Below are 18,810 nucleotides of genomic sequence, written 5' to 3'. Positions count from 1 at the left end.
AAAATCGGCAATCCGTATCGGTTTTTACGACCCAAAAAAGTTTTCGCTGTATGAATGAGGAATTTATGCCCGTTTTTTGTCTTACCTATATAATGTTTTCCTAACCCCAAATCCATGATCAAAAAAGTATTAATTGCCGCAGCCCTATTCTGTTCTGTTGGCATCGTGCAGGCACAGAAATATTCTGTCGTCATTAAGGGTGGTCACGTTATCGACCCTAAAAACAACGTCAACAGCATTATGGACGTCGCGTTGAAGGGCGATACGGTGATGCTCGTTGCCAAAAACATCGACGCCAAGGAAGGCGTGCAGGTGGTGAATGCCAAAGGTCTATTCGTAACGCCCGGCCTGATCGACATCCACTCCCACAATTTCTACGGCACCAAAATGGACCAGACTTACAGTAACGGCCCCAATGCCCTCCCTCCCGACGGCTTCACATTCCGCACCGGCGTAACAACCGTAGTCGACGCCGGCTGTGCAGGCTGGAAGTCCTTCCCCGATTTCAAGAAACAAACCATTGATATTTCGAGGACCCGCGTGCTCTCGTTCCTGAACATTGTAGGTGAAGGCATGCGCGGCGGCACTTACGAGCAGAACGTCGAAGATATGGACGCTGCCGCTACCGCCAAAGTCGCGAAGGAATATCCCGAATACATTGTGGGTATCAAACTCGCGCACTTTAATGGCTACAACTGGACGCCCACTGACCGTGCCGTGGAAGCCGGCAAGCTCGCCAACATTCCGGTCATGATCGACTTCGGCGGCAGCCAACCTGTATTGCCCATCGAAGAGCTTTTCACGAAACACCTCCGCCCCGGTGACATTTTCACCCATTGTTTCGGCCAGCTCAGCAGCCGCGAACCGATCGTGGACGTGGCAGCAGGGAAAGTGAAGCCATTTGTGTATGAAGCGCGCAAAAAAGGCATCCTTTTCGATGTAGGCTATGGCGGTATCAGCTTCGCATTCTCGCAGGCGGTACCAGCGGTGAAAACCGGTTTTTACCCCAACACCATCAGCACCGACATTCATACGGGCAGTATGAACAATGCGATGAAAGATATGCTGAATGTAATGTCCAAATTCCTTGCCATGGGTATGGACCTGCCAGCGGTTATCAAAGCCAGCACCTGGGCTCCGGCACAAGCCATTCACCGCGAAGAACTGGGGAACCTCTCCGTAGGTTCGCGTGCGGACGTATCGGTATTACGCGTGCTCGACGGCAAGTTTCAGATGAACGACACCGGTACATTTGGCTTCTTTGATTACACTGGAACCAAAGTGCAGGGCAAGCAAAAACTGGAAGCGGAAGTGACGATCCGTGCGGGTAAAGTGGTGTATGACCTCAATGGTCTGACCAACCCGATCGTCGTTTCGAGAAGATAGTTCTCCCGAAAAACCTCTAAAAGTGTGATGTAATGATGCTGAAATCCCTTCGTGGCTTAATGCTGGCGGTCATGGCCGTTCTTTCGTCCGCTATTTCCCTCATTGCGGCTTATCCGCCAAACGAGATCCGCATCGAGCGCCACAAGGCTGTGCGTATGCGCGACGGTGTGGTGTTGTATGCAGATGTGTACATGCCCGCAACACCCGGTCGCTACCCTACGATCGTGACGCGCACGCCTTACGGCTCGCAGCGCGATGGGGTGCACCAAACCATGATCAAGTTTGCGCAGCACGGTTATGCGGTGGTAGTACAGGATGTGCGCGGTCGCTACGAGAGCGACGGCAAATGGGAACCGTTCCGCGACGAAGCGAAGGATGGCTACGACACCATCGAATGGGCTGCCTCACAGCCATTTTCGAATGGCAAAGTAGCTACGCAGGGAGGAAGCTATCTCGGACACAACCAGTGGCAGGCCGCGAGCCTGAATCCGCCGCACCTCGTGGCCGCATTCCCCTCGCTGGCCTCCACGAATATTTATGCCAACTGGATCACCATGGGTGGCGCATTCCGCCTCAGTTTCAACTACGGTTGGGGCGTGGTGCGCATGCCCAACCGCATTATGTTGCCGCAATATTGGCACACCGAGGCATTCACTCCCGAAGAGCTCAAATATGCCAATATCCTCATGCATTTGCCTTTGCAGGATGGCGACCTTCAAAGTGCGGGAGCAATTGTACCCCATTACCGCGACTGGATCAAGCACGAAAGCTACGACGACTACTGGAAGGGCATCAGCGACGAAGAGCGTTTTGATAAAATCAAAGTCCCGACTTACGTTTCCGGTGGCTGGTTCGACATTTTCGTGATGGGTACCATCAATGGGTATGTCGGTATGAAAAACAAAGGAGCCACACCCGAAGCCCGCAATGGGGCACGGATGATCATCGGTCCGTGGGGCCATGGTCCCTCGCAGAAATTCGGGGATGTGGATTTCACACCTGCCGCGTATGTAGACCAGTTTGAGACCGAGCTGTCGTTTTATGATTACCATTTGAAAGGTGTCAAAAACGCTATCGGAACCGACAAACCGGTGCGTCTTTTTTATATGGGTGTAAACCAATGGCGAGCCGAAACCGACTGGCCTATTCCGGGCACACAGTTTAAAGAGCTGTACCTAGGTGGTGATAATGCCAATTCCGTTCGCGGAAAGGGCACATTGTCATTTGAAAAGCCCTCGAAAACCAACACCGATACTTACCGCTACGACCCGCAAAGCCCGGTGCCTACTACCGGCGGCAACAACTGCTGCGGCACGCCTACCCCCTCCGGTCCGCGCGACCAGCGCCCGCTTGAACAACGTGAGGACGTACTGGTTTACACAAGCAACTTCCTGGATAAAGCCGTAACGATCGCGGGCCCGGTCAAAATGAAGCTCCATGCCGCCACCGACGGCCGCGATACCGACTGGATGGTAAAACTTGTAGATCTATATCCCGACGGTTTTGCCATGCCTGTTTCCGAAGGCATTATCCGCGCCAAGTTCCGCGAGGGGCTCGATAAAGTGAAGCTGCTAACGCCTAACCAGGTTTATGAATACGAAATCGAAATGACAGGAACCGCTAATGTGTTCCAGCCCGGCCACCGCATCCGGGTCGATATTACATCAAGCAACTTTCCGCAATTTGACAGAAACCCCAATACCGGCGAGCCGCTGGGGACGAGCACCAAAACAAGAGTGGCCCAGCAGACGATCCACCACGGCGGTACGAAGCTGAGCCACATTGTGCTGCCTGTTGTCACCGATCTTAGTCAACATTGATATTTTGCCTAATTTTATCCACTCAATTTCAGCTGAACTCTTTTTTCTTATCTCATGAAATTACCGATTCTCTCTTTAACCACGATCCTGACCCTCACCATCGGAGGCCTGCAGACCGTAAAGTCGCAGACCATCCCGAAAGAAGAACTCATTTTCCTGACATCCGAATGGAAAGGCGAACGCTTCCCCGACGGTCGTCCCAAAATCTCCGACGAGCTCGTCCGTCGCGCGAAGGAAATCAACACAGAGGAAGCTTGGGTTGTACTCAAAAATGATGGATACAACTGCCAGTTTGAAGGCAACTGGAAAATTGTGCATGACGACGTCGTAATTGCCGGACGCGCAGTAACGGCGCAGTTCATGCCTTCACGGCCCGATATCGAAAAGAATATTAAAGAACGCGGTACCAAAAACGGCCGCATCGGGAACACCAATTCCTGGCCGATTGATGTGCTCACAAAAGGCGACGTATATGTAGCCGACGGAATGGGCAAGATCGTGGAAGGAACGCTGATTGGCGATAACCTGGCTAATTCTATTTTTGCCAAAACAGGAAACGGTGTTATTTTCGACGCTTCGGCGCGCGACCTGGATGGCTTATCTAAAATACCCGGTTTCAATGCATTTGTACGCGATTTCGACCCGTCCTACCTGAAAGATGAAGTACTTACCGGCCTGAACACTCCCATCCGCATTGGCCGCGCGATTGTCCTTCCCGGCGACCTCGTACTGGCGAAAAAAGAGGGTGTGATCTTCATTCCCGCACATATGGTCGAGAAAGTGGTGCAAACGGCCGAATTCATCGCACTGCGTGACAAATTCGGTATTCAGATGCTGAAAGAAGGCAAATACACCCCCGGCCAGATCGACAGCCAGTGGAGCGATACTTTGAAAACCGACTTTCTGAAATGGCTCGATAAAAACCCGAACGAAATCCCCATGAAGCGTTCGGAATTAGACGAATACATGAAAAAAAGAACCTGGTAAGCGAGTAATCCTGCCAGTTTTTCAACATTTCCTGTTTGGTAACACAGACAGGAATTTTCTTTCGCATTTTTAAAATTGCATTTTAAATACATTTATATGAATATTTACAAGCTCATGTCAGGTGTCGCTGTGGTTTGTCTGCTGGTAGCGCTCTACCTGGCCTTCACCGGCAACCTTCCCTCGGCCGGTCCGTTTTTTATCGCGTTCTTTTTGTCGCTTGCCGTTAGCTTTCGCGGTTATGAAAAACTGAAAGGTTTTACCTATACTACCGTCATTTTCTCAGCAGTAACAACCGCACTGTACTATCCGCAGCATTTCCTGACTGTCGGCGATTTTAAACTGGCCGCGCTCATTACCCCCTTGATCCAGATCATCATGTTCGGGATGGGTACTTCCATGAGCTTCGGGGATTTTGTAGGTGTAGTTAAAATGCCGAAAGGCGTACTTATTGGCGTTGTAAGCCACTTTATCATTATGCCAACCATTGGCTACACGCTCGCAAACCTCAGCGGTTTCCCACCTGAAATCGCGGCAGGTATCATCCTCATCGGCTGCTCACCAAACGGTATGGCATCCAATGTGATCTCCTACCTCGCGAAAGCGAACCTTGCATTGTCGATCACCATTACCGCCATTTCTACCATGCTAGCCCCTATCGTAACACCGATCCTGATGAGCATGCTAGCAGGTGCGTTCGTGAAAATCGATACGCTGCATATGATGTGGGATATTATTAAAATGGTGATCATCCCGATCGGAGCTGGTTTGGTTTTCAATAAACTCTTCAGCGGCAAGGTGAAATGGCTCGATGCCGCTATGCCATTAGTTTCAATGGGCGGGATCGCATTCATTATCGTGATCATCACCGCTGCCGGTCGTGATAGTTTGCTTACCATCGGACCTGCATTGCTTTTATTGGTATTGATCCACAACTTGTCGGGTTACACGCTCGGTTACTGGTCGGGCCGTTTGTTCAAAATGAGCGAGCGCGACTGCCGCACGATTGCTATTGAAGTAGGGATGCAAAATGGAGGTCTGGCTTCCGGTATCGCGAAGGAAATGGGGAAAATGGCTACCGTCGGATTAGCCCCCGCAATTTTTGGCCCATTGATGAATATTACCGGCTCTATCCTCGCGTCGTGGTGGCAAAGCAAGCCAACCGGCGATGAAGAGACTTACGTGGAAACGGGAAGAGCCCATTAAACAAACAAGGCGCAGCTAAACACTGCGCCTTGTTTTTGTTATGTTATCGTGTATTGTAATGAATGTCATGCGCTCAAACTGACATCTCTTACTTCTTCCATCCTCCCTTTAATCTTCTTCCAACAACAACTGCATATAAACCAAATCCAGCCATTGATCGAATTTATAGGCTACTTCTTTGAGATAACCTTTTTCTACAAAACCATATTTTTTATGAAATTCGATGCTCGCGCGGTTCGAAGCGTCAATGCAGCCGATCATCGTGTGCAGGCCCGATTCCTTCGCGCGTTGGATAAGGCTACCAAGCAACTTGCCTCCGACACCCATCCCGCGTGACTTCTCATCAAGATAAATCGAATGCTCCACACTGAATTTGTACCCGATTTTGGGACGGAATATATTGTAGGAACCATAACCGATCACTTCCCCTTCCAGCTCGGCAACGATTACAGGCATACCATCATAGAACATTTGTTCAAACCAGGCCTTTTGTTCTTCCACGGTCCGGGGTTCGTAGTCATATATAGCCGTGGTGTTCAGAATAGCGTGGTTGATAATTTCCAACAGCGAAGGCAGATCCTTAGGGGCGGCACTTCTGATGATCAAATCCATCAAAATAAAGCAGGTCGTTATGTAGGTTTATTATTTAGGGTCAAAAATACCTTATAATTTAAAAATTTTCACGTCCTAACCGCGTTTGACCTTACGTTTTTTTCTAATTCTTTTGAAAATCGTGAATTTCGAATAGCTTTGCTTCAACTTTAGGGGTGTCCCGACATGCGGACTGAGATCATACCCTTTGAACCTGATGCAGCTAGTACTGCCGAAGGGAAAAGCAGGAGTTACCGTGCACGTAGCTCCGTCTATTCTTTTCTTCATAGGTCCATTCCTAAGGTTTTTATTTTCTAAAACTCAATTGGAATGGAAATCACCATCAACGGTAAACCAAGTCAAATCGCCGCCTCTTACACGGTAGGGCAACTTGTGTCCGAGCTTTTTTCGGCTTGCGGGGGCGGGCCTGCCAACAGTATCCCTGGCCAAGCCACTTCCGGCAAAGGCATTGCCGTGGCCATCAATCAATCCGTAGTCCCGAAATCCGACTGGCACACCCGCCAGCTCTCCCCCAACGACCAGATCACCCTCATTACTGCCACGCAAGGCGGCTAGGTAACGCATTGTTCATATTCCCACCATTTAACCAGGAACTTTATGAAAACCGAGAAAACACCCGAAACCATTACCCGTGCCCCCTTTCCCAATTCCAGGAAAATATATGTAAAAGGACAAATCCACGACATTTCCGTGGCTATGCGGGAGATTTCCCTAAGCGACACCCGCATTCACGGAAGCCTGCCCTCAGACCGCCCCCGTCCAGGCCGACTCGGCACAAGCGAACCTAATGAGCCGGTGACAGTTTACGACACCAGCGGCCCCTACACCGATCCAAATATTGATATAGACGTCAAAAAAGGGCTTCCCGCGTTACGTGATAAATGGATACGCGAGCGCGGAGATGTGGAGGAAATGGAAACTATTACATCGGAATATGGCCAAATACGCCTCGCCGACAGCAGGTTGGATCACTTGCGTTTCGCCCACAATACCAAACCGCTTCGTGCAAAAGCAGGCCAGAACGTATCCCAGCTGCATTATGCCAAAAAGGGCATTATCACGCCTGAAATGGAATACATCGCCATCCGCGAAAACCAGCGCATCGACGCGCGTTTGGCTTCCGTGAATGGAAAAGCGGGCGCATTGGCGCAACAGCACGCAGGGCACAGCTTTGGTGCAAATACCCCGAAAAACCACATTACCGCCGAATTTGTGCGGGAAGAAGTTGCATCAGGCCGCGCCGTAATCCCTTCAAATATCAACCACCCAGAAAGTGAGCCGATGATCATCGGACGTAATTTTCTGGTGAAGATCAATGCCAATATCGGCAACTCTGCCGTGTCGTCGAGCATCGAAGAGGAAGTCGAAAAGGCCGTTTGGGCGTGCCGCTGGGGTGCGGATACCATTATGGACCTATCGACAGGCAAGAACATCCACGAAACCCGCGAATGGATCATCCGCAACACACCGGTTCCCATTGGTACCGTGCCTATTTACCAAGCATTGGAAAAAGTGAATGGTAAGGCCGAAGATCTCACCTGGGAGCTTTTCCGCGACACGCTTATCGAACAGGCCGAGCAGGGTGTCGATTACTTCACTATCCACGCTGGCGTGTTGCTGCGCTACATTCCTCTGACGGCTAAACGCATTACCGGTATTGTGTCACGCGGCGGTTCGATCATGGCGAAATGGTGTTTGGCGCATCATAAAGAGAATTTCTTATACACGCATTTCGAGGAGATCTGCGAGATTATGAAGGCCTATGATGTTGCATTCTCGCTCGGCGACGGCCTCCGTCCAGGCAGCATTGCCGATGCCAACGACGCGGCACAGTTCTCAGAACTGGAAACGCTCGGTGAACTGACCAAAATCGCATGGAAGCACGACGTCCAAACCATTATCGAAGGCCCGGGTCACGTGCCGATGCATTTGATCAAGGAGAATATGGAGAAACAGTTGAAGCACTGCCACGAAGCGCCGTTCTACACGCTCGGGCCGCTGACGACTGATATTGCGCCTGGCTATGACCACATTACCTCAGCCATCGGTGCGGCAATGATCGGCTGGTTCGGAACGGCCATGCTCTGCTACGTGACACCGAAGGAGCATTTAGGATTACCCAATAAAAAGGATGTGAAAGACGGGGTAATCACCTACAAAATCGCCGCCCATGCAGCCGACCTCGCCAAAGGCCACCCCGGCGCACAGTATCGGGATAATGCATTGAGCAAAGCCCGCTTCGAATTTCGCTGGGAGGATCAATTCAATCTCGCCCTCGACCCGGACACGGCCCGTGAATTCCACGATGAGACCCTACCTGCCGAGGGTGCTAAGGTGGCGCATTTCTGCTCGATGTGCGGTCCTAATTTTTGCTCGATGAAGATTACGCAGGATGTCCGCGATTATGCTGAAGAGAATGGATTAGCTACGGAAGCGGCACTTAGCGAAGGAATGCAGCAGAAGGCTCGGGAGTTTACGGAGAGGGGAAGTGAAATTTATTTGTGATGAAAGAACTGATTGTTATAACCCATCCCGAAATGCTATCCGGGGAAGCTGTTATGATCAATGACCTCTTCGTCTCCGGGCTTGCACGCTTACACGTACGCAAGCCCGAGGCATCAGAGAACGAGCTACTTGCATTGCTTGAAAACATTGATCCACAGTTCCGCGACCGTATTGCATTGCATCAGCATCACGAATTGACGGGTGCATTTGGTATTACCGGGCTGCATTTTACTGAAAGGAACAGGCTTTTGCAGGATCACGAGACATTGGAAGCATTGAAAAGCAAAGGTTTCACGCTAAGCACTTCTCTGCACGATCCTGCCGACCTGAAAGCACTCTCCACTTGTTTTGATTATGCGTTTGTAGGGCCTGTTTTTCATAGTATTTCAAAGGAAAATTACAAGGCTGCACTTCCTGGAGGTTTCAAATTAGACCGATTGGGCTTTCCTGGTAAAGTGATTGCGCTGGGGGGAATTGATGCACAAAACCTGGAATCCTCAACGAACATGGGCTTTGATGGTGCAGCAGTACTTGGCTGCATCTGGCAAAGTCCAGAAAATGCCCTTAAACAATTCCAGCATCTTGCTTTATTGCAATCATCTGCCATCCCCGGGTTAAAACCCGGGGCATTGGATTTGGCTGCTGCTTCTGAGCGCAGCTCTGGAGAAAATCAATCGAATGCAAAAGCAATCCATTGCCCCCGGTTTCAACCGGGGGATTTCGAAAGTCTGCATAAATCTTCTTTTATCGATAGATTTCATTTTATATCCAATGAAACAGTTGAGATCTCCCATATCGAGAGCATCCGCCTCGCTTTGGAGGCTGGCTGCCGCTGGATACAGCTTCGGGTAAAGAACAAGCCCGAAGTGGAAGTGCTGCCTATCGCCTGGGAAGCCACGCGCCTCTGTGACAGCTATGGTGCCAAACTCATTATCAATGACTTCCCCCGGGTTGCATTGGCCGTACAAGCTTATGGGTTGCATCTGGGCCTTACGGATATGCCGGTACCCGATGCCCGTTCCCTTGTGGGCGAAAAGATGGTGGTTGGCGGTACAGCCAACACATTCGAGGATATGGTGCGCAGGATCAAAGAAGGCGCCGATTATATCGGGCTGGGCCCTTTCCGGTTTACAACGACAAAGCAAAATCTCAGCCCCATTCTTGGATTGCAGGGCTATCGTATTTTGATGCAGCGCATGGCTGAGGCGGGTTATATTACACCGGTCATTGCCATCGGAGGCATTGGAGCGGACGACATTAAACCACTTCGCGAGGCAGGTGTTTACGGTGTCGCCATGTCCTCATCGCTCATCGCCGCACTCAATCCGCAGAAATTTTTTTACCAAATTCAACAAGCATTATGCTGACCATTGCTGATAAAACATTCTCATCGCGCCTTTTCACCGGCACCGGCAAGTTCAGTTCGGCGAAGGTGATGGAGGAAGCCTTGCTTGCTTCCGGCTCCGAACTGGTGACGGTGGCACTGCGGCGCGTGGATATACACCACGCGAGTGACGATATCCTCCGCCATCTTGCGCATACCCACATCAACCTGCTACCCAACACCTCAGGCGTACGCACGGCCAAAGAGGCCGTTTTTGCCGCACAGCTTGCACGGGAAGCACTGGAAACCAACTGGCTTAAACTGGAAATCCACCCTGATCCCAAGTACCTCCTCCCCGATCCTATCGAGACATTGAAAGCGACTGAGGAACTGGCAAAAATGGGCTTTGTGATACTGCCCTATATCCACGCCGATCCGGTATTATGTAAACGGCTGGAAGAAGCCGGTGCAGCGGCGGTTATGCCACTAGGTTCACCCATTGGCAGCAATAAGGGCTTAAAAACCATCGATTTCCTTGAAATTATTATTGAACAAAGCAATATACCCGTGGTAGTCGACGCCGGCATCGGAGCGCCCTCGGACGCGGCAAAAGCGATGGAGATCGGAGCAGATGCAGTGCTGGTGAATACCGCTATCGCAGTCGCCGGTGATCCGGTGGCTATGGCGGAGGCATTCAGGCTGGCAGTTCAGGCGGGGAGAATGGCATTCGAAGCAAGATTAGGATTACAGGGAAATCTGGCAACAGCCAGCAGCCCACTAACCGCATTTCTGGATGAGCTTTAAGGAAGAATTTGCACGATATGAGTGGGATGACGTCAGGGAAAGCATTTATTCCAAGACGGCGGCGGATGTGCAAAGGGCATTAATATCGCCTAAAAGAACGTTGGAAGATTTTAAGGCACTCATTTCTCCGTCCGCTGAGGCGTTTCTGGAACCAATGGCAAAGCTGAGCCACCAGCTCACACAAAAACGTTTTGGCAAAACCATTCAAATGTATGTGCCGTTGTACCTTTCCAACGAGTGCACCAATATCTGCACTTATTGTGGATTCAGTCTGGACAACAAAGTGCGTCGGCGCACTTTGACGGATACCGAAATACTGCAAGAAATGGAAGTGATCAAATCCATGGGTTATGAACATGTGCTCCTCGTAACCGGTGAGGCAAACCAAACGGTACATGTGGCCTATTTCAAAAAAGTATTGGAAATGATCCGCCCTCATTTCGCGCAGGTTTCGATGGAAGTGCAGCCGCTGGATCAGCACGAATACGAAGAACTGATTCCGCTGGGTCTCCATTCTGTCCTGGTTTACCAGGAAACTTACCATCAGGATGACTACCGCAAGCACCACCCCAAAGGCAAAAAAGCCAATTTCAATTACCGCCTCGAAACACCCGACAGACTGGGAAAAGCAGGTATTCACAAAATGGGGCTAGGCGTATTGATCGGTCTGGAAGATTGGCGCACCGACAGCTTTTTCACCGCCTTGCATTTGCATTATCTCGAAAAAAAGTATTGGCAGACACGTTACAGTCTCTCTTTCCCGAGACTGCGACCGTTTTCGGGCGGATTGGAACCGAAAGTCGAGATGAACGACCGCGAACTGGTGCAACTAATCTGTGCTTATAGGATCTTCAACGAGGAAGTGGAACTGTCGCTGTCCACACGCGAATCCGAGAAATTCAGGAACCATTGCATTCAATTGGGTGTAACATCCATCAGCGCCGGTTCTAAAACCAACCCGGGTGGCTACGCTGTCGAACCGGAATCACTGGAACAGTTTGAGATTTCCGACGATAGAAGCCCCGCCGAAATTGCACAGATGATCCGCGGAGCAGGCTATGAGGCCGTTTGGAAGGATTGGGACGCGGGTTTAATTTTGAATGAGTGAATGACTGAATATCTTAGTTATTATTCAGGTATTCACTCATTCACTCATTCAATCATTCAATCATTCAATCATTCAAAACCCCCATGTTCACCCCCATCGAGCGCAAACGATATGCCAGGCAGATTATCATGCCGGAAATGGGCCTTGCAGGCCAGGAAAGGTTGGCGGCGGGCAAAGTTGCAGTTGTGGGCGCGGGCGGTCTTGGCTGCCCGGTGCTGCAATACCTGGTGGCGGCTGGCGTGGGCGAAATCGGGATTATTGACGATGATATTGTCGACCTGACAAACCTACACCGGCAAATACTGTATTCGGCCGATGATATAGGGAAAAATAAGGCCATTACGGCTGTCGAAAAGCTTTCATTGCTCAATCCGTTCGTACGGCTCACAGCTTATCCCGACAGGCTGAATGCTGAAAACGCAGCCGATTTATTGGGCGCTTACGACCTGGTAATCGACGGTTCCGACAACTTTGAAACGCGTTACCTGGTCAATGATTTTTGTGTAGAATTGGGGAAACCATTTGTTTTTGGGTCCATTCTGCGTTTCGAAGGGCAGGTTTCTGTATTTAATTATAATGAAGGCCCAACCTACCGGTGCCTTTTCCCGGACGCAGAAGAAGGCGACAATTGCGCCGAAGCCGGAGTTATGGGCGTGTTACCCGGCATTATCGGGACTTATATGGCCAATGAAGCGATCAAAATCATTGCCGGTATTGGCGAGCCATTGTCAGGGAAGTTATTGGTAATCAACACACTTTCTAATAACCATACCATTTTTCAGTTTTCCCGTTCAGAAGCTGCAATTCCTGCCAGATCTCGTAATGTATCGGCATCGAACAAGCCGGTTGCAGAAGCCATACACGAAATGTCGTACGAGGAATTCGAAGTTTTGCAGGAATCGGTTCCCGACCAGATTTTGCTTGTGGATGTGAGAGAATACAATGAATTTGAAGCTGATAATTTTGGTGGCGAAAACATCCCGTTATCCGAAATCCCGGAAAGTATCTGTAACTTTCCTTCCGGTAAAACGGTTGTTTTTTACTGCAACAGTGGCAAACGCAGCCTGCAAGCCGCCAAATTACTAGCTCAAAGCGGCTACGAAGGTCGAAGTTTCTGGGCGCAGCATTGGTAACCATGCAAATCAAACCAACACCTTTGCTTTCCGGCATCGTCCGGCATTTTTTGGTCATTGAAACCGACCGAAATGCGGTGATGCGCATCTTTTCAGACGGAAATACAGGCGTTGTCTTTAACTATGGCGACCCGCTATCCTACGAGTCCACGATTTCGCAGGGTAATACCCGGCTTCCTGCAAGCTTTCTGTATGGACAACTAGACACCTTCCGTAATGTGCATGCCAGCGGAAAGATTCGGTTGCTGATTGCGGTGCTTCATCCTTTCGGGGCGGCTGCACTATTCAGGGTTCCTGCATCGGAACTGAGAAACCAGATCATTGGCTGCGATGAGCTGTACGTACGCAATGCAGAGCCTCTTGCCGACAAAGTCGCTGTTGCAACCACTGTTTCCGACAAGATTCGGACAGTCGAAACATTTCTGATATCCCAATTGCAAGACAGTACTTCCGGTGGTAAATTGGTCGCTAATACCATTTCCTTCATCCATGCAGAAAATGGTCTGGTCCCTGTTTCCAGGCTCATAGCACTCGCCGGCGTTACAGAAAGACAGCTGCAACGCAAGTTTGAAGAATACATCGGGATTTCACCCAAACGTTACGCGGGCATTACCCGCATGCAATATGCGCTGAAAATGCTGCGTCGTAAACCAGGAGACCTTTCGCTGGCCGGCGTTGCCTGCGAATCGGGCTTTTTCGATCAGGCGCACCTGATCAGGGAGATGAAGAACCTTTCAGGACTGACACCCGGGCAATATCTCAGTCCACAGAATTTACTGGCTGCCAATTTGATACAGATTAGCCGGTAATTTTTCCCCTTGTCGGGTTTGTACAATACAACTTATATTTTGGGAACTAGCTTTGAGTAAAAAACTTGGCTATGGAACCAATCAAAATTGCTACTGCTCAATTTGAAAACAAAAGCGGCGACAAGGACTATAATCTTGCTGTCATCCGCCAGATAGCCGGTGAAGCCGCCCGGGAAGGCGCTCAGGTTATCGCATTCCATGAATGCTCGATCACCGGCTACACTTTTGCCAGGCATTTATCGAAAGAGCAACTGCTTGAAGTAGCAGAACTCATTCCCGACGGGCCCAGCATCCGCACATTACAGGACATCGCTGCTGAGCACAACATCGTCGTGCTGGCCGGACTATTCGAAAAAGATGCGGATGACAAAATGTACAAAGCATATGTATGCGTCGACAAAAACGGCCTGGTTGCCAAATACCGTAAACTGCACCCTTTCATCAATCCGCATCTGACACCGGGCGATCAGTATGTGGTTTTTGATTTGTTTGGCTGGAAATGCGGCATCCTGATCTGCTACGACAACAACATTGTTGAAAACGTAAGGGCCACAAAACTGCTGGGGGCCGACATTGTCTTTATGCCCCACGTAACGATGTGCACGCCTTCCACGCGTCCGGGAGCCGGTTTTGTCGATCCGCAACTTTGGCAAAACCGCGAAGCCGACCCCACCACGCTACGCCAGGAATTCGACGGTCTCAAAGGCAGAGCCTGGCTTATGAAGTGGCTTCCGGCCCGCGCCTACGACAATGCCATTTACGCGATTTTCTCCAATCCGATTGGTATGGACGACGACCAGTTGAAAAACGGCTGCTCTATGATTATCGATCCTTTTGGCGACATCATCGCTGAATGCCGGAAGCTGGATAATGGTTTTACCATTGCCACGCTCACCCCCGAAAAGCTTCAACTTGCCGGAGGCCATCGTTACATTCAGGCCCGTAGGCCGGAACTCTACGGGGAGATTATCGGGCGAAAGCATGTTTCGGAGCAAAAGGTAGTCTGGCTGTAAAACCGTAATTGGTTGCATCAAATTACTGAATTTAGCTAAATTCGTTGCGTTAATTCAACGAATTTAGCTAAATTCGTTGAATAGGTTCAACCAATTACGAAAAAATGGATTTTTCGAGGCTCATTATTTCCCAGATATTAGATAAAATAAATTCCAATAAGGTATTAATTCTTTATGGTGCGCGCCGTGTTGGAAAAACATACTTACTGAGGACAATAGAACAACAATTTGACGGAAAATCACTGTTCCTGAATGCAGAAGACATCGATTCTGCCGCGCTGCTTTCAGATAGACGCGTCGCTTCGTTTCAGCGATGGGTCAGTGATATCGACCTGCTCATTATCGATGAAGCACAGGTAGTGCAGGAAATCGGCAAGTCGCTGAAACTGCTGATCGACTCGTTCCCCAAATTGACTATCCTGGCGAGTGGTTCATCTGCTTTTGAATTGTCTAACAAGACGGGCGAGCCGCTTGTGGGCCGCCAAATTCGATATCAACTCTTTCCAATGGCCCAAATGGAATTGTCAGAGCAGGAGAACTATCTTGAGACTAAACAGCAACTGGAAACGCGTCTTATTTATGGTAGCTATCCCGAAGTTTTAAAACTGGAAACTTCCGACGCCAAGGCAGATTACCTCAAGGAACTTGTCAGTAGCTATTTGCTGAAAGATATTTTGATGTTTGAACAAGTTCGCTATTCGCACAAAATGTTGCAACTGCTTCAACTAGTTGCCTACCAAACCGGTCAGGAAGTGTCATATGACGAACTTGCAAAAACTCTCCAGATTGACAGAAACACCATCGAAAGATATCTGGATCTGTTCTCGAAGATTTTTATCATTATCCGTATGGGAGGATATAGTAAAAACTTGCGCAAGGAAGTTACCAAATCATCCAAATGGTATTTTTTGGACAATGGCATACGCAACGCTTTGATCAACAATTTTCTTCCGATAAACCAGCGTACCGACATTGGCAGCCTGTGGGAGAACTATCTTGTTGCAGAAAGGCTGAAATTCAATTTCTACTCCCGAAAAACACCACTCACCTATTTCTGGCGAACTTACGACCAACAGGAACTGGATTGGCTCGAAGTTGCCAATGAGAAACTAAGTGGCTATGAGTTCAAATGGAAGGACTCAAAAATCAAGTTTCCCAAGGCTTTTCGTGAAGCTTATCCCGACGCCACGACCCACTGGATCAATCAGGACAACTTCATCGATTTTGTCACAGGCCTAATCTGAAAAGGAATTGCAAGCATGCACTTTAAGTAAAATTTAATAATCTATCAATTACGTAGATTAAATAGTTTTGCTATTTTTGTAATCTTAATATTCCAAAATTCTAAAATTGAAGGTAATGCTCGCCAAAGTCCTCTCGCTCAAACTGCCCTCGTCTCCGACCTGGTATATTGTTCCGGCCGCGGCCATTCTTCTGCTTCTTGGCTTGTTGATCACCAATGGTGTCATTGCGATTAATACGGAAGAAGTGACAGGTTTTCTCACAGGCGAGTTCGCGCTGTACGTGTTGGTAGGTTTGGCGGCACAATTGGTGGACGGCGCATTGGGAATGGCGTATGGGGTTACCTCCAACTCATTTTTGCTAAGTCTTGGTGTCACACCGGCAGTAAGCAGTGCCAGCGTGCATTTTGCTGAAATGTTCACAACCGGTGCGTCGGCAATCTCGCATTTCCGTTTCAAGAATATCAATAAAAAACTTTTCAAAAGCCTGCTGATTCCGGGGGTGTTAGGCGCTATAACCGGTGCATATCTGCTTGCAGACGTAATCGATGGCAATTTTATCAAGCCATTTATAGCGTTCTACATGCTGGTACTTGGCGTGATCATCATCCGCAAGGCATTGCAAAAAACCTTCATTAAGAATAAAACAAAACGCATCAGCGTATTGGCGGCGACGGGTGGTTTTCTTGATTCCATTGGCGGAGGCGGCTGGGGGCCAATCGTCACTTCTACCTTGCTCGGACAGGGCCGGGATCCGCGCTATACAATCGGATCAGTGAATGCGGCTGAATTTGCCGTAGCCTTTGCGAGCGGTATCACTTTCATGCTTTTTACGGGTGTCGACAACTGGAAAGTTGTTTTGGGCCTGATCGTCGGCGGCGTAATGGCAGCTCCATTCGGCGCGATGCTGGTAGGTAAGATCAAACGCAAACCACTGATGCTGCTCGTGGGCGTGCTGGTAATCGGGTTGAGCATCCGGACAATCCTGTTGAGCTTTTAATAGTTGATCTACTCGGTTTCCGACGCATTTTGCCTAGTTTTGCACAAAACAGGCACAAGACCATGCTTTCCGATTTCGGTTATATTCTTCTTTTCATCATCGCAGCGTTGATACTGCTCGGCCTGATGCTGACCATTGCGAAGTTCCTGCGCCCGCATAAACCCAATGAAGAGAAATTAGCGACTTACGAATCGGGCGAAGAGCCGCTGGGTAATGCGAACATTCAGTTCAACGTACGGTTTTATGTCGTTGCGTTGATTTTCGTGCTTTTCGAAGTAGAATTGCTCTTTCTTTTTCCGTGGTCGGTAGTATTCGGTAGCAAGGAACTCATCGAGCAGACGAACGGCCAATGGGGCTGGTTCGCTATGGCAGAAATGACCGTATTCATTGGCATTCTCATTTTGGGCCTCGCCTACGCCTGGGCCAAAGGTTACCTCGACTGGGTTTTACCCAAACCACAAATCCCCGAAGTCAAATCACCCGTCCCCGCGGATCTGTACGCGAAGGTAAATGAGCGTTATAAGAAGTAGCCACACCGACAACTCAATACCCTCCAATTACTTGCCATTAACCTGGATATATAACATTCTGATAACCAGAGTTATAATTTATCAAAAGGTAGATTTGTTTTATTGAATTATATTGACAGTTACTAAAAAAATGCCGACTTTACAGGCTTATTACCTATTCTGTCATCATCAACAAAACATTATGGAGGCTTTCGCAAGAAACTTGCGCGCCAAACGGGAAGGCAAAGGATATTCCGTTACTTCTGTGGCATCGTCACTCGGCATCAATGAAGAACAATACAATGAACTGGAAACCGGGCGCACCGATCCGAGCGTCAATACTTTGAAACGACTGTCCGAAATTCTGCACACAACTGTACCCGATCTTATTTCGGATCGCCCCGTTCAGGAGCTTATCAGCCACAAAGCCGCCGGACAGTTTTCCGCTGAATCGCTTAACGACATAGACAAGGATACCTACATTAAAATCCTGGAAAATCAGTTACGTCTGCTGTTAGCCGAAAAAAAGGGGGTGTAACTTAATGCATCCCGGTCCATTTTTTCATGTGCGGCCGGGGAAAGAATACCAGCCCGATCTGCGTATATAACTGATTAACTTTCAATCGCGACAGGTCGTCGACGGTTACGTTATCGCCTTTCCATTTGCGTCGTCCGAGGACGGGCTGGTGGTAAGTTAGCTTCGCGCTCAGGTATACCTTTTCATGGATTTTGGGTAAAAAATTCATTTTGTAATCAACGCCGATACCGCCATGCAGGTTGATATTGGCCGTGTAAAGCTTCACAGCCTGGTACGCCGACGGGTTATTGAGCAATTGCTGCGCCGTAACCGAGTTGTTGCTTTTGATATTCAATCTGTAAAGCATGAAATCGGCACCGAGCGGAATCGTTACGTTCCAACGCGCATTATTCACAAGTTTCGGGCCGCCATCCGTGCCTATACCTAATCCATTCAGATAAGCTTTCCTTACATCACGGTCTGTCGTGTAATTGGTGCTGTTCATGATAACGATCCTGGCTTCCGAGATCCATCTTTCCGATTCTGTACGCCGTGCGAGCACGAGATTTCCCATAAATGAAGTGAATGGCTTGACCTGCAAACGGGAAAGCTGATCGCGTAAAGTCTTATTATTAGGAAGCAAACCAAACTCGGCGTAAACGGCCATGCCGGTTTTGAAGATCCGGACGGTGGAATCGGCCTGGGCGAATGCCTTTCCGATGCAAAAGGCCGAAAACAGAAAACTGATGAGTAATTTGTGTTTCATATAGTTGATGTGTTGTGTTTGTTTTGTAACGTGGCCTGAAACGGTTTCTTGCCAAATATGGTTAGTTTTGCAT

The 18,810-nt window shown here is 49.1% G+C and carries 18 protein-coding genes and 1 riboswitch; of the genes, 16 read left to right on the top strand and 2 right to left on the bottom strand.

Annotated features, from left to right (window positions below; translation table 11 throughout):
- The first annotated feature begins 114 nt into the window (after positions 1-114).
- The 4 genes from LZD49_RS09420 to LZD49_RS09405 all read left to right on the top strand — a co-directional run bounded on the left by LZD49_RS09420 (position 115) and on the right by LZD49_RS09405 (position 5,396).
- Positions 115-1,386: an amidohydrolase/deacetylase family metallohydrolase gene (locus LZD49_RS09420; protein ID WP_234667088.1), complete on the top strand. Its 1,272-nt coding sequence runs from the start codon at positions 115-117 to the stop codon at positions 1,384-1,386.
- Positions 1,387-1,418: 32 nt separating this feature from the next.
- Positions 1,419-3,206, top strand: a complete 1,788-nt coding sequence (locus LZD49_RS09415; RefSeq protein WP_234667087.1) for a CocE/NonD family hydrolase — start codon at positions 1,419-1,421, stop codon at positions 3,204-3,206.
- Positions 3,207-3,260: 54 nt separating this feature from the next.
- A complete protein-coding gene (locus LZD49_RS09410) occupies positions 3,261-4,193 on the top strand; it encodes an RraA family protein (RefSeq protein WP_234667086.1) in 933 nt (310 codons plus the stop codon).
- Between the two features lie 96 nt (positions 4,194-4,289).
- On the top strand, positions 4,290-5,396 hold the full coding sequence (locus LZD49_RS09405; protein WP_234667085.1) for a bile acid:sodium symporter family protein: 1,107 nt from the start codon (positions 4,290-4,292) through the stop codon (positions 5,394-5,396).
- A 108-nt stretch (positions 5,397-5,504) separates the two neighbouring features.
- Here LZD49_RS09405 and LZD49_RS09400 read toward each other — a convergent pair whose 3' ends face one another.
- Positions 5,505-6,008 carry a GNAT family N-acetyltransferase gene (locus tag LZD49_RS09400; protein ID WP_234667084.1) on the bottom strand — a complete coding sequence of 168 codons (504 nt, stop codon included), beginning with the start codon at positions 6,006-6,008 and terminating at the stop codon, positions 5,505-5,507.
- Positions 6,009-6,149: 141 nt separating this feature from the next.
- Positions 6,150-6,245: riboswitch (TPP riboswitch) on the top strand.
- Between the two features lie 72 nt (positions 6,246-6,317).
- On the opposite strand from LZD49_RS09400, the gene thiS reads away from it, so the two are divergent.
- The 12 genes from thiS (at position 6,318) to LZD49_RS09340 (ending at position 17,992) form a co-directional block, all read left to right on the top strand.
- Positions 6,318-6,563 (top strand): sulfur carrier protein ThiS, encoded by a 246-nt coding sequence (gene thiS, locus LZD49_RS09395; RefSeq protein WP_234667083.1) that lies wholly within the window; start codon positions 6,318-6,320, stop codon positions 6,561-6,563.
- 42 nt (positions 6,564-6,605) lie between these two features.
- Positions 6,606-8,513 carry a phosphomethylpyrimidine synthase ThiC gene (thiC, locus tag LZD49_RS09390; RefSeq protein WP_234667082.1) on the top strand — a complete coding sequence of 636 codons (1,908 nt, stop codon included), beginning with the start codon at positions 6,606-6,608 and terminating at the stop codon, positions 8,511-8,513.
- Positions 8,513-9,880, top strand: a complete 1,368-nt coding sequence (locus LZD49_RS09385; RefSeq protein ID WP_234667081.1) for a thiamine phosphate synthase — start codon at positions 8,513-8,515, stop codon at positions 9,878-9,880. Before thiC ends, LZD49_RS09385 begins: the two co-directional genes overlap by 1 nt.
- Positions 9,874-10,641, top strand: coding sequence for a thiazole synthase (locus tag LZD49_RS09380; RefSeq protein ID WP_234667080.1), 768 nt, complete (start codon positions 9,874-9,876; stop codon positions 10,639-10,641). The genes LZD49_RS09385 and LZD49_RS09380 overlap by 7 nt, the downstream gene beginning before the upstream one ends.
- Positions 10,631-11,749, top strand: a complete 1,119-nt coding sequence (thiH, locus tag LZD49_RS09375; protein ID WP_234667079.1) for a 2-iminoacetate synthase ThiH — start codon at positions 10,631-10,633, stop codon at positions 11,747-11,749. Before LZD49_RS09380 ends, thiH begins: the two co-directional genes overlap by 11 nt.
- A gap of 83 nt (positions 11,750-11,832) precedes the next feature.
- Complete coding sequence (gene moeB / locus LZD49_RS09370) at positions 11,833-12,882, top strand: HesA/MoeB/ThiF family protein (protein WP_234667078.1); 1,050 nt, start codon at positions 11,833-11,835, stop codon at positions 12,880-12,882.
- 2 nt (positions 12,883-12,884) lie between these two features.
- Positions 12,885-13,691, top strand: a complete 807-nt coding sequence (locus LZD49_RS09365; RefSeq protein WP_234667077.1) for a helix-turn-helix transcriptional regulator — start codon at positions 12,885-12,887, stop codon at positions 13,689-13,691.
- 71 nt (positions 13,692-13,762) lie between these two features.
- Positions 13,763-14,704 (top strand): nitrilase family protein, encoded by a 942-nt coding sequence (locus LZD49_RS09360; protein ID WP_234667076.1) that lies wholly within the window; start codon positions 13,763-13,765, stop codon positions 14,702-14,704.
- Between the two features lie 104 nt (positions 14,705-14,808).
- Positions 14,809-15,948, top strand: a complete 1,140-nt coding sequence (locus tag LZD49_RS09355) for an ATP-binding protein (RefSeq protein WP_234667075.1) — start codon at positions 14,809-14,811, stop codon at positions 15,946-15,948.
- Between the two features lie 115 nt (positions 15,949-16,063).
- A complete protein-coding gene (locus LZD49_RS09350; RefSeq protein ID WP_234667074.1) occupies positions 16,064-16,945 on the top strand; it encodes a sulfite exporter TauE/SafE family protein in 882 nt (293 codons plus the stop codon).
- A 62-nt stretch (positions 16,946-17,007) separates the two neighbouring features.
- Positions 17,008-17,475: an NADH-quinone oxidoreductase subunit A gene (locus LZD49_RS09345; protein WP_234667073.1), complete on the top strand. Its 468-nt coding sequence runs from the start codon at positions 17,008-17,010 to the stop codon at positions 17,473-17,475.
- Positions 17,476-17,656: 181 nt separating this feature from the next.
- Positions 17,657-17,992 carry a helix-turn-helix domain-containing protein gene (locus LZD49_RS09340; RefSeq protein ID WP_234667072.1) on the top strand — a complete coding sequence of 112 codons (336 nt, stop codon included), beginning with the start codon at positions 17,657-17,659 and terminating at the stop codon, positions 17,990-17,992.
- Position 17,993: 1 nt separating this feature from the next.
- On the opposite strand, the gene LZD49_RS09335 is transcribed toward LZD49_RS09340, so the two are convergent.
- Entirely contained in the window at positions 17,994-18,737 is a 744-nt protein-coding gene (locus tag LZD49_RS09335) for a hypothetical protein (RefSeq protein ID WP_234667071.1), read from the bottom strand.
- Between the last annotated feature and the right edge of the window lie 73 nt (positions 18,738-18,810).

It is taken from the genome of Dyadobacter sp. CY261 (genome assembly GCF_021440085.1).
GTDB lineage: Bacteria > Bacteroidota > Bacteroidia > Cytophagales > Spirosomataceae > Dyadobacter.
Note: the sequence above shows the minus strand (reverse complement) of the source record. Positions and strands in the feature narration are given on the sequence as shown.

Coding starts and splice junctions, on each gene's coding strand:
- LZD49_RS09360 (WP_234667076.1), top strand. CDS start 13,763: ATGGAACCAATCAAAATTGCTACTGCTCAATTTGAAAACAAAAGCGGC.
- LZD49_RS09350 (WP_234667074.1), top strand. CDS start 16,064: ATGCTCGCCAAAGTCCTCTCGCTCAAACTGCCCTCGTCTCCGACCTGG.
- thiH (WP_234667079.1), top strand. CDS start 10,631: ATGAGCTTTAAGGAAGAATTTGCACGATATGAGTGGGATGACGTCAGG.
- LZD49_RS09335 (WP_234667071.1), bottom strand. CDS start 18,737: ATGAAACACAAATTACTCATCAGTTTTCTGTTTTCGGCCTTTTGCATC.
- LZD49_RS09400 (WP_234667084.1), bottom strand. CDS start 6,008: ATGGATTTGATCATCAGAAGTGCCGCCCCTAAGGATCTGCCTTCGCTG.
- thiS (WP_234667083.1), top strand. CDS start 6,318: ATGGAAATCACCATCAACGGTAAACCAAGTCAAATCGCCGCCTCTTAC.
- LZD49_RS09345 (WP_234667073.1), top strand. CDS start 17,008: ATGCTTTCCGATTTCGGTTATATTCTTCTTTTCATCATCGCAGCGTTG.
- moeB (WP_234667078.1), top strand. CDS start 11,833: ATGTTCACCCCCATCGAGCGCAAACGATATGCCAGGCAGATTATCATG.
- LZD49_RS09420 (WP_234667088.1), top strand. CDS start 115: ATGATCAAAAAAGTATTAATTGCCGCAGCCCTATTCTGTTCTGTTGGC.
- LZD49_RS09365 (WP_234667077.1), top strand. CDS start 12,885: ATGCAAATCAAACCAACACCTTTGCTTTCCGGCATCGTCCGGCATTTT.
- thiC (WP_234667082.1), top strand. CDS start 6,606: ATGAAAACCGAGAAAACACCCGAAACCATTACCCGTGCCCCCTTTCCC.
- LZD49_RS09380 (WP_234667080.1), top strand. CDS start 9,874: ATGCTGACCATTGCTGATAAAACATTCTCATCGCGCCTTTTCACCGGC.
- LZD49_RS09340 (WP_234667072.1), top strand. CDS start 17,657: ATGGAGGCTTTCGCAAGAAACTTGCGCGCCAAACGGGAAGGCAAAGGA.
- LZD49_RS09405 (WP_234667085.1), top strand. CDS start 4,290: ATGAATATTTACAAGCTCATGTCAGGTGTCGCTGTGGTTTGTCTGCTG.
- LZD49_RS09385 (WP_234667081.1), top strand. CDS start 8,513: ATGAAAGAACTGATTGTTATAACCCATCCCGAAATGCTATCCGGGGAA.
- LZD49_RS09410 (WP_234667086.1), top strand. CDS start 3,261: ATGAAATTACCGATTCTCTCTTTAACCACGATCCTGACCCTCACCATC.
- LZD49_RS09355 (WP_234667075.1), top strand. CDS start 14,809: ATGGATTTTTCGAGGCTCATTATTTCCCAGATATTAGATAAAATAAAT.
- LZD49_RS09415 (WP_234667087.1), top strand. CDS start 1,419: ATGATGCTGAAATCCCTTCGTGGCTTAATGCTGGCGGTCATGGCCGTT.